The 10,939-nt window shown below is 72.3% G+C and carries 5 protein-coding genes and 1 rRNA gene; 2 read left to right on the top strand and 4 right to left on the bottom strand.

Translation table 11 applies throughout. From position 1 onward, the window contains the following. Positions 1–286: 286 nt before the first annotated feature. Complete coding sequence (locus ACQRUO_RS35880; protein ID WP_428320361.1) at positions 287–934, bottom strand: response regulator; 648 nt, start codon at positions 932–934, stop codon at positions 287–289. A gap of 261 nt (positions 935–1,195) precedes the next feature. Further along, a complete protein-coding gene (locus ACQRUO_RS35885; protein ID WP_428320365.1) occupies positions 1,196–5,767 on the bottom strand; it encodes a HAMP domain-containing protein in 4,572 nt (1,523 codons plus the stop codon). A 406-nt stretch (positions 5,768–6,173) separates the two neighbouring features. On the opposite strand from ACQRUO_RS35885, the gene ACQRUO_RS35890 reads away from it, so the two are divergent. Together ACQRUO_RS35890 and ACQRUO_RS35895 are read left to right on the top strand one after the other, a co-directional pair. Next, the gene (locus ACQRUO_RS35890; RefSeq protein ID WP_428320362.1) at positions 6,174–8,846 is read left to right on the top strand and encodes a SpoIIE family protein phosphatase; all 2,673 of its coding nucleotides are present in this window, start codon (positions 6,174–6,176) and stop codon (positions 8,844–8,846) included. 371 nt (positions 8,847–9,217) lie between these two features. Continuing rightward, on the top strand, positions 9,218–9,784 hold the full coding sequence (locus ACQRUO_RS35895; protein WP_428320363.1) for an acetate uptake transporter: 567 nt from the start codon (positions 9,218–9,220) through the stop codon (positions 9,782–9,784). A 98-nt stretch (positions 9,785–9,882) separates the two neighbouring features. Here the strand turns inward: ACQRUO_RS35895 and ACQRUO_RS35900 are convergent, their stop codons facing one another. Together ACQRUO_RS35900 and rrf are read right to left on the bottom strand one after the other, a co-directional pair. Then, positions 9,883–10,725 (bottom strand): phosphatase PAP2 family protein, encoded by an 843-nt coding sequence (locus ACQRUO_RS35900; RefSeq protein WP_428320364.1) that lies wholly within the window; start codon positions 10,723–10,725, stop codon positions 9,883–9,885. 144 nt (positions 10,726–10,869) lie between these two features. Next, positions 10,870–10,939, bottom strand: a 5S ribosomal RNA gene (gene rrf, locus ACQRUO_RS35905); the annotation flags it as partial.

A 10,939-nucleotide genomic window follows, 5' to 3' on the forward strand; every position in this document is an offset into this window, starting at 1 on the left:
CCTTGGGCTGCGCGCCGCGGGCGGCGGGGGCCTTCTTGGGCGCCGGCTTGCGCGCGGCGGCCTTCTTCGCCGGGGCGGCCTTCTTCGCCGGTTCCGGACTCGTCTTGCGTGCCGCGTTGCCGGGCGTCCGTGAGGCCATGGCCCAGAGCCTACCGGCGGCCCTGAGCGGCGGACACATGACCGACCGTCATGCCCCTGGCGTGTCGTTCGGCCCAGCCGACACACCGTCAACCCGCCACCGGTTCACCCGGGCGGCGCAGCGGGGCGCCGCCCGGTCCGGTCGGACTCAGGCGGGGTCGGCTCCCGGGCGCAGCGCCTCCAGCGCCGCCCGCAGACCGGCCAGCTTGCGCTCCAGGTGCGCCGCGGTGGCCGCGGCACCGGCCTCAGGTGAGTCGCCCAACTGCTTGGTCAGCGCCTCGGCCTGCTCCTCCACCGAGGCCAGCCGGGCCGACAGCTCGGCCAGCAGCGGCTCGGCCCGGTCCCGGCCCTGCTGCCGGTCGTCGTCCAACTGCAGCCGCAGCAGCGCCGCCTGCTCCTTGAGCTGGCAGTTCTTGGTGTAGAGGTCGACGAAGACGGAGACCTTGGCGCGCAGCACCCAGGGGTCGAACGGCTTGGAGATGTAGTCCACCGCGCCGGCCGCGTAACCCCGGAAGGTGTGGTGCGGGCCGTGGTTGATCGCGGTCAGGAAGATGATCGGGATGTCCCTGGTCCGCTCCCGGCGCTTGATGTGCGCGGCGGTCTCGAAGCCGTCCATGCCCGGCATCTGGACGTCCAGCAGGATCACCGCGAAGTCGTCGGTGAGCAGCGCCTTGAGCGCCTCCTCGCCGGAGGCGGCGCGCACCAACGTCTGGTCCAGCGCCGAGAGGATCGCCTCCAGCGCCAGCAGGTTCTCCGGCCGGTCGTCGACCAGGAGGATCTTCGCCTTCTGCACCACGACCCGCCCTCCTGTCGGATAGCCCAGTAGTTTCCCGCGTGCCGGCACCCGTGTACCGCCTGCCACCGACCCGGTCATGCTAGCCGCACCCCCAAGCCCTGCCCTATCGGATGGTCGCAACCGACCGCCACCGCGGCCGCCGCACCGGGCGGCGACCGCACGCAGACCTGCGCACCGTCGCCCTCCGGTCACTCTTCGCAACGATGAGTGACCCTAGCGGGTTCCCGGGGCGACCCGCCAGTAAACGCCGATGTCCGGGCGCTACGCGTGCTCGTCGCGCGCCCCCAGCCACTGCCGCATCACGCCGAGCAGGTGGTCGGTGTCCACCGGCTTGGTCACGTGGTCCGAGGCACCCGCCGCCAGACTCTTCTCCCGGTCGCCCTTCATCGCCTTGGCGGTCAGCGCGATGATCGGCAGACCGGCGAAGTTGGGCATCCGGCGGATCGCCTCGGTGGTCGCGTAGCCGTCCATGCCCGGCATCATGATGTCCATCAGCACCAGCGCGACGCTCTCGTGGTGCTCCAGCATCTCGATGCCCTCGCGGCCGTTCTCCGCGTAGAGCACGGTCAGTCCGTACTGCTCCAGAACGCTGGTCAGGGCGAAGACGTTGCGCACGTCGTCGTCGACGATCAGCACCTCCTCGCCGTCGAACCGGCCCTCGAACTGCGGTCCGGCACCCACCCGGGGCGCCGGCAGCTCCTCCGCCCGGCCGGACTCACCGGCCCCGGCGGCACCGCCCGTCCCGCCCGTCCCGGCCTGGGCGCCCGCCGCCCGGCGCCGCTCGGCAGCGCCCCGGCGGCGCTCCTCGGCCAGCTCGCGCACCTCCTGCGCCCAGTGCTCGGCCGGGTTCTCCCCCACCGGCACCGGCTGCCCCACCGGCGTGAGCCCGACCGAGGCCCGCAGCGCACTTGCGCCGGCCGCGCTCGGCCCGCCCGCCGCCCGCTCGGCCTCCGTCCCGCCCTCCGGCGACTCGCTGCGCAGCGGCAGGTAGAGGGTGAAGGCGCTGCCCCGGCCCAGCTCGCTCTCGGCGTGGATCTCGCCGCCCAGCAGCCGGGCGATCTCCCGGCTGATCGACAGCCCCAGGCCGGTGCCGCCGTACTTGCGGCTGGTGCCGCCGTCGGCCTGCTTGAAGGCCTCGAAGATCTCCCGCAGCTTGTTGCCGGGGATGCCGATGCCGGTGTCGGTGACCGAGAAGGCCACCAGCCGGGCGTCCGGGTCGTCGATCTGGCCGGACTCCAGCAACTGCTCGCGCACGTGCTGCGGCACCACCGCGCCGGCGGGCTCGATCACCAGGTGCACCGCGCCGGAGTCGGTGAACTTCACCGCGTTGGAGAGCAGGTTGCGCAGCACCTGCTGCAGCCGCTGCTCGTCGGTGTGCAGGGTGGGCGGCAGCTCCGGGGAGACGGTGACCTCGAAGTCCAGCCCCTTGTCCGCGGTCAGCGGCCGGAAGGCGGCCTCCACGTAGTCGGTCAGCTGGACCAGGGCGATCTTGGCCGGGCGGACGTCCATCTTGCCGGCCTCCACCTTGGACAGGTCGAGGATGTCGTTGATCAGCTGCAGCAGGTCGGAGCCGGCGCCGTGGATGGTGTCGGCGAACTCGACCTGCTTGGGCGACAGGTTGCCCTCGTTGTTGTCGGAGAGCAGCTTGGCCAGGATCAGCAGCGAGTTGAGCGGGGTGCGCAGCTCGTGCGACATGTTGGCGAGGAACTCGCTCTTGTACCGGGAGGCGAGGGCGAGCTGCTCGGCCCGCTCCTCCAGCACCTTGCGGGCCTCCTCGATCTCGCTGTTCTTGATCTCGATGTCCCGGTTCTGCTGGGCCAGCTGCTCGGCCTTCTCCTGCAGCTCCTCGTTGGTCCGCTCCAACTCCTCCTGCCGGGCCTCCAGTTCCGCCGACCGCATGGAGAGCTCGGCGGTCAGCCGCTGGGACTCCAGCAGCAGGCCCTCGGTCTTGGTGTTGACGCTGATGGTGTTGACGGTGACGCCGATCAGGTCGGCGATCTGGGTCAGGAAGTCCATCACCACGCTGGTGAAGGAGCTGAAGGTGGCCAGCTCGATCACCCCGAGCAGCCGGCCCTCGAAGAGCACCGGCAGCACCACCACGTGGGCCGGGCTCGCCTCGCCCAGGCCGGAGGAGATCTTCAGGTAGCCGGGGGGCGCCTCGGTCAGGCTGATCGGGCGCTTCTCCACCGCGGCCTGGCCGACCAGCGACTCGCCGTGGCGGAAGGTGGTCGGCATCGAGCGGCGCTGGTAGCCGTAGGAGCCGATCAGGCGCAGCACGGTGTCCGACTCGTCGTCGTCCTCGGTGAGCATCTCGGCCGTCCGCCCGGCCGGCTGGGCCAGGAAGAAGGCGCCGTGCTGGGCGGAGACCACCGGGGTCAGCTCGGACATGATCAACGAGGCGACCGCCTCCAGGTCCCGCCGGCCCTGCAACAGGCCGGAGAAGCGGGCCATGTTGGTCTTCAGCCAGTCCTGCTCCTGGTTGGTGCGAGTGGTCTCGCGCAGGTTGGCGATCATCTGGTTGATGTTGTCCTTGAGCTCGTCGATCTCGCCGGAGGCGTCGACGTCGATCCGCAGGCTCAGGTCGCCGCGGGTCACCGCGGTGGCGACCTGGGCGATCGCGCGGACCTGGCGGGTCAGGTTGTTGGCGAGCTCGTTCACGCCCTCGGTCAGGTCCTGCCAGGTGCCGTCCACCCCGGGCACCCGGGCCTGGCCGCCGAGGATGCCGTCGGTGCCCACCTCGCGGGCCACGCGGGTCACCTCGTCGGCGAACGAACTCAGCTGGTCGACCATGGTGTTGATGCTGGTCTTCAGGTCCAGGATCTCGCCCCGGGCGTCCACGTCGATCTTCTGCGACAGGTCGCCGCGGGCCACCGCGGTGATCACCAGGGCGATGTTGCGGACCTGGCCGGTCAGGTTGTTCGCCATCTGGTTGACGTTGTCGGTCAGGTCCTTCCAGATGCCGGCGACGCCCGGCACGTCCGCCTGGCCGCCCAGGATGCCGTCGGTGCCCACCTCGCGGGCCACCCGGGTCACCTGCACGGCGAAGGCGTTCAGCTGGTCGACCATCGTGTTGAGGGTGCCGGCCAGGGCGGCCACCTCGCCCTGCGCCTCGATGGTGATCTTCTTGGACAGGTCGCCGCGGGCCACCGCGGTGGCCACCTCGGCGATGTTGCGGACCTGGCTGGTCAGGTTGGACGCCATGAAGTTGACGTTGTCGGTCAGGTCCTTCCAGATGCCGGAGACCCCGCGCACCCGCGCCTGACCGCCCAGGATCCCCTCGGTGCCCACCTCGCGGGCCACCCGGGTCACCTCGTCGGCGAACGCGCTCAGCTGGTCGACCATGGTGTTCACGGTGGTGACCAGCTCGAGGATCTCGCCGCGCGCGTCGACGGTGATCTTCTTGGACACGTCGCCGAGCGCGACCGCGGTGGTGACCTCGGCGATGTTGCGCACCTGGCTGGTCAGGTTGTTGGCCATCAGGTTGACGCTGTTGGTCAGGTCCTTCCAGGTCCCGGAGACCCCGGGCACGCTGGCCTGACCACCCAGGATGCCCTCGGTGCCGACGTCCCGGGCCACCCTGGTGACCTCGTCGGCGAAGGCGGAGAGCTGGTCGACCATGGTGTTGATGGTGTTCTTCAGCTCCAGGATCTCGCCCCGGGCGTCCACCTGGATCTTCTGCGACAGGTCACCGCGCGCCACCGCCGTGGTCACCTGCGCGATGTTGCGCACCTGATCGGTGAGGTTGTTCGCCATGAAGTTCACCGAATCCGTCAGATCGCGCCACACCCCCGCGACCCCCGGCACCTGCGCCTGACCACCCAGGCGCCCCTCGGTACCCACGTCCCTCGCCACCCGCGTCACCTGCGCCGCGAAGGCGGAGAGCTGGTCGACCATGGTGTTGATGGTGTTCTTCAGCTCCAGGATCTCGCCCCGGGCGTCCACCTCGATCTTCTGCGACAGGTCACCGCGCGCCACCGCCGTGGTCACCTGCGCGATGTTGCGCACCTGATCGGTGAGGTTGTTCGCCATGAAGTTCACCGAATCCGTCAGATCGCGCCACACCCCCGCGACCCCCGGCACCTGCGCCTGACCACCCAGGCGCCCCTCGGTACCCACGTCCCTCGCCACCCGCGTCACCTGCGCCGCGAACGAGTTCAGCTGGTCCACCATGGTGTTGACGGTGTTCTTCAGCTCCAGCATCTCGCCCGCCACGTCGACCGTGACCTTGTGCGACAGGTCGCCCTTGGCCACCGCGGTGGTCACCTCGGCGATGTTGCGCACCTGGGCGGTGAGCCGGCCCGCCATGGTGTTGACGGAGTCGGCCAGGTCCTTCCAACTGCCCGACATCGAGCGCACCCGGGCCTGCCCGCCGAGCTTGCCCTCGGTGCCCACCTCGATCGCCACCCGGGTCACCTCGTCGGTGAACTCGGAGAGCTGGTCGACCAGGCCGTTGACGGTCCGTCCGACCTTGAGGAACTCCCCGCGCAGCGGGTGGCTGCCGCCGTCCGGCAAGTTGGACCGCAGTTCCATCCGCTGGTCCAGGTCACCCTCGGCGATCGAGGCCAGCACCCGCCCGACCTCCGCCATCGGGCGGGCCAGGTCGTCGATCAACGCGTTGCAGTTGTCCACCGCCGAGGCCCAGGCGCCCTCGCCCGCGCCGCTCTCCAGCCGGGCGGTCAGCCGCCCCTCCCGCCCGACCGCCCGGCGCACCCGGGCCAGCTCACCGGTGAGGTGCTGGTTGCGCTCCGCGACCTCGTTGAACATCGCGGCGATCTCGGCCATCGGGCCGTCGCCCGGCACGGTCAGCCGGCGGCGGAAATTGCCGTCGCGCATCGCGGTCAGCGCGCCCAGCAGCTTGCGCAGCTCGGCGGGCTCCGCCCCGCGGTTGTGGCCCGTGCGGCGCCCGGCACCGCCGCGGGGCGTGGCGGCCGGCCGCGCGCCGCGCACCGCGCTCTTCTGCCCCTGGGTGCTCTGACCGGCAGCGTCCTTGATGGCGGAACTCAACGGGACCCTCCCACGTCGCGACTGGCTGGCGTCCACGGCCTCGGCAAGGTGCGCCGCTCTCCGCGGATCCCCCAGTCTGACAGCACCGACCGCCCGGGTCTGCCCAGTTCGCCAGGCTCGTCCCGGAGCGGGCGGTGCTCGAAGGGCAGGTTCCGGGGCCCGGTGGTGGGGAGAATCACTCCGCAGCGGCTGTTTCGCTCCCCCTTTCCGACGGGGAGACCAGCCGGAAAGTAGGGTGGAGCGCTGCACCTCGCCCTGGCCGGCGCCACGCGGGAACGGGTGGGATCCACCCCCCGCTGCCGGAGGGCGCCAGGCGCCGAGCAGCCGTACCCGAACCAATGAGGAGAAGCAGCCCGTGGTCACCGCCCGCGCAGCCGCCACCTTCGAGCCGGATGGCCGGTCGGCGTCCGCCGCGCGCGGCTTCGTGCGCGACGCGTTGCTCGGCTGGGGGCTGTCCGAGGTCGTCGACGACGCGATCGTCCTGGTCAGCGAGCTGGTCACGAACGCCGTGGTGCACGCCGGGACCGCGGCCGAGGTCAGCTGCCTGCGCGAGGAGGACTCGGTGCAGATCGGCGTCACCGACCGGCACCCGGAGCGCGGCCTGCCCGCCTTCGCCGGGCCGGTGGCGGGCGACGCCGTCTCCGAGCACTTCGCCGACGCCGAGGGCGAGGGCGGTCGCGGCCTGCTGATGTGCTCGGCGCTCTCCAGCCGCTGGGGCGTGGAGTACGCCGCCGGACAGAAGACGGTCTGGTTCCGGCTGCCGCTGCAGCGCGCCCTGCCCGGCACCCGCTACGCACTGCCGCAGGCCCCCGGCGAGGTGCTGCCCAGCACCGACGGACCGGTGCTGGTCGCCGTGGTCCAGGTCGACGACCAGGGCCTGGTGCGCTCCTGGAACGCGGACGCGGCCGAGCTCTTCCGCCGGCCCGCCGAGGCCGTGCTCGGCCTGCGCTGGGCCGAGCTGGTGGTCTGGCCGCAGGGCCCCGGCGAGCGCACCGAACTGGCGCAGGCGCTTCGGCTGGCCCGCTGGGAGGGCGCCTTCGGCGTCCGCCGCGCCGACCAGCGCACCATCGAGGTCTACGGCTCCCAGGTGCGGCTGCTGGACGCCACCGGCGCCCCCTCCACCCTCTGTCTGCTGGTCCGCGAACGCGACCGCGCCGTGCTCCGCTCCCCGGACCACGTCGCCCCGGCCGGCACCACCAGCGCCGCCGTCGAACCCCTCGACCTGCAGCTGGACGCGATGCCGGCCGACGACCTGTCAGGCCTGCTCCAGCAGACCGTCGAACGGGCCCGCGACCTGCTCGACGGCGACGCCGCCTACCTGCTGCTGATCACCGACGACGAGAGCGAGTTCGAGGTCCGGGCCGCCACCGGGCTGCCGGCCGGCCGGGTCAAGGACGTGCGGATCCCGGTCGACTCCGGGCAGAACCGCTACGACTCCGCCCGGCTGCCCGCCGTACACGAGGACCTCTCGGTCCGCCCGGGCGCCGCCCCGCTGCTCGGCGGCTCCGACCTGCGCTCGCTGATCACCGTCCCGCTCAAGGTCGAAGGGCGGCTGATCGGCTCGCTCGGCGTCGCCGCCAACCAGGCCGGGCAGTACGACAACGACCAGGCGCTGCGGCTGCAGTTCGCCGCCGACCGGATCGCCCTCACCGTGGAGAACGCCCGGCTCGCCGAGCGCGAACGGCTGCGCCGCGGCACCCTCTCCTTCCTGGTCGAGGCCTCCGACCTGCTGGCCGGCACCCTCGAACTGCCGCAGACCCTCGCCCTGATGGCGCAGATGGCGGTGCCCACGCTGGCCGCCTGGTGCGCCGTCTACACCATCGCCGAGCACGCCGAGGCCGCCGAACTCGCCTTCGTGCTGCACGAGGACGAGGACCGGATCGACCCGCTGCGCACCCTGCTGGAGCGCATCGAGCCCCCGGTCGGCAGCGCCGCCGGCGGCACCACCGCCTGGGACGGCCCGGAGCGGGCCCGGACCGGCGCCGAGCCCGCCGGGCTGATCGGACAGACCGTGGCGCTGCCGCTGTTCGCCCGCAACCGGGTGATCGGCCTGCTGGTGCTGGGGACCAAGGCCGGCGTCGGCTTCCGCCAGGAGATCCTGGAACTGGCCGAGGACCTGTCCCGCCGGGCCGCCCTGGCCCTCGACAACTCGCGGCTCTACTCGGAGCGGACCGCCACCAGCCAGGCCCTGCAGCGCAGCCTGCTGCCGCCGGAGCTGCCCAAGATCCCCGGCGTCGAGGTCGAGGTCTACTACCAGGCCGCGGGCGAGGGCAACGAGGTCGGCGGGGACTTCTACGACCTCTTCGCGATCCGCGAGGGCACCTACGGCTTCGCCATCGGCGACGTCTGCGGCACCGGCCCGCAGGCCGCCTCGGTCACCGGGCTGGCCCGCAACTCGCTGCGGCTGCTGGCCCGCGAAGGGCTGGACGCGCCGCAGGTGCTGACCCGGCTGAACCGGGCGATCCTCGACGAGGGCGACCGCGGCCGCTTCCTCACCCTGCTCTACGGCGAGCTGACGCCGCGCGGGGACGGCAGCACCGAGCTGCGCCTGGTCTGCGCCGGGCACCCGCTGCCGCTGCGGCTGGGCACCGACGGGCAGGTCACCCCCGCCGCCGACTCGCAGCCGCTGCTCGGGGTGCTGGAGCACTTGGAGCTGACCGCCGAGCAGGTGGTGCTGGCGCCGGGCGAAGTGCTGCTCTGCGTCACGGACGGGGTCACCGAGCGGCGCGAGGGCATGCGGATGCTCGGCGAGGACGGGCTGGCCGAGGTGCTGCGCGGGTGCACCGGGCTGACCGCGGGGGCGGTGGCCGCGCGGGTGCAGCGGGCGGTGGAGCGGTTCGCCCCGGAGCCGCCCTCGGACGACATGGCGATCATCGCGCTCCGGGTGCCGCACCAGCGGCGGGGCTAGCCTCCCGGGTGCCCGCTCGGCCGGGTCGCATCGGCAATGGTCAAGAACTGATGACGACTCAGCTGACAAACGAACAAATTCTACGATTCACAAGGGTACAAGCATCCCACCGCGGGTAGAGACCTGCTGACCGGGAATTCCCCCGGCGAACCCAGTCCCCGGCAGCGCTGAGCTGCGAGGACGCAACCGGCCGACACCGCCCGCCCCCTTCGGGACGCCCGGGCCCGGCCCCACCGCGACGGCTGCCGCACCGCTGTCGCCATCACCCCCACACCCTCTCGTGCACCCCCGTGCGCCCGGCGGCAGCAGCCTGCCCGGCGCCCACCCCGTCATGTCCCGAACCACCTCGAACCATCAGAAAGGAGCCTCCGGTGAGCAGTGACGCTACCGGGGCCACCGCCCGTCCCGCTTCGCTCGACGCGGGTCCGCTCGGCTACCTCGCTCTCGGCCTGACCCTCCTCTCCTACGGCCTGCTGCAGACCGGCGTACTGCACGGCGCCGGCGTCGCCGACGCCGCGGGCCTCGCCCACGTGGTCGGCGGGGTCGCGCTGTTCATCGCCGGCCTCTGGCAGTTCCGCTGCGGCGACACCTTCAACGGCACCGCCTTCGCCGGCCTCGGCGCGTTCTGGGCGGTGTGGGCGGCGGGTGCCGGCTCCGCCGCCGGCAAGAACGCCACCGGGCTGTTCCTGCTGGTCTGGGCCCTGCTGGCGATCACGCTCGCGGCCGCCGGCTGGCAGGCGGGTCTGTTCAGTCGGGCCGTCTACGGTCTGCTGGCACTCTCGCTGCTGCTCGCGATGATCGGCACCTTCGGCAGCTCGCACGGCCTGGTCAAGGTGGCCGGCTGGCTCGCCGCGGTCGCCGGCCTGGCCAGCTGGTACTGGGCCACCGCCACCCTCACCAACAGCGGCTGGGGCCGGGCGGCGCTGCCGATGAAGTGACGGCGACGGATCCGGTCACAGCGTGCCGGCCGGCGGGGACCCCCTGCCGGCCGGCGCACTGCTGTGGGGGGACCGGCGCACTGCTGTGGGGGGAGGTGTCAGCGGCCGGTCGGCTGGGGCTGCGGGCGGGCAGTGTCCGGCGCCGGCGTGCCGCGCCGCCGGGCCCGCAGGCGGCCCGCCGCGTACTGCACCGCGTAGGCGAGCATCAGCAGCCAGACGGCGACCAGGCCGTCGGCCCAGAAGTGGTTGGCCGTCACGACGACCACCGCGATCGTCAGCGCGGTGTGCAGCAGGATCAGCCAGCGCCAGGGCGAGCGACTGACCCGGATCACCGCGACCGCGACCAGGACGCACCAGGCGACGTGCACCGAGGGCATCGCCGAGAGCTCGTCGGCGTGCAGGCCGCCGATGCCGCCGGAGTAGACGGACTGGCCGTACTCGGCCGCCACGTCCACGAAGCCGGCGTCCGTCAGCATCCGCGGCGGCGCGACCGGGATGAACTGGATCAGCAGGCAGGCGGCGGTGACCAGGACCACCGTGGTCCGCACCCAGGCATAGCGGTCGCGGTGGCGGAGGAAGACCCAGATCAGCGTCGCGATCATCACCGCGAAGTGCATGCTCGCGTAGTAGTAGTTCGCCAGCCGCACCAGGACCGGGTACGGCGTGATCGCCTGTTGCCAGGAGACCTCGTTCGGCAGCCCGAGTCTCAGTTCGGTGCGGTGGATCCACTCGGCCCGGTCGAGTGCGTGGTCGGTGCTCATCAGGGAGAGCTGGCCGACCAGCTGCCAGAGCGCGAACAGCGCGAGCAGCGTGCCGCCCTCGCGCAGCACGGCGACCAGGGTCCGACGGGCCGGCAGCAGCCGATGGGCCGCGTAGGAGGCCCCGAGCAGGACCGCCGCCGTGGCGCCGGCGCTCTGCCACGAAAGGGTCAGGTTCTGCAACGCCGCGCCTCTCCGCCTGCCGGTCCGTGCCTGCCGGTCTGTGTGCCAGCGAGGGTAGCGCGCCGCCGCCGCCGAAAACAGCACCCGCCGATAAACGCGAAGAAGCCCCCGACCGGAAAGGTCGGGGGCTTCTTCAGAAGAATTGTTCGGCGGCGTCCTACTCTCCCACAGGGTCCCCCCTGCAGTACCATCGGCGCTGTGAGGCTTAGCTTCC

It is taken from the genome of Kitasatospora sp. LaBMicrA B282 (assembly GCF_050325825.1).
Taxonomy (GTDB): domain Bacteria; phylum Actinomycetota; class Actinomycetes; order Streptomycetales; family Streptomycetaceae; genus Kitasatospora.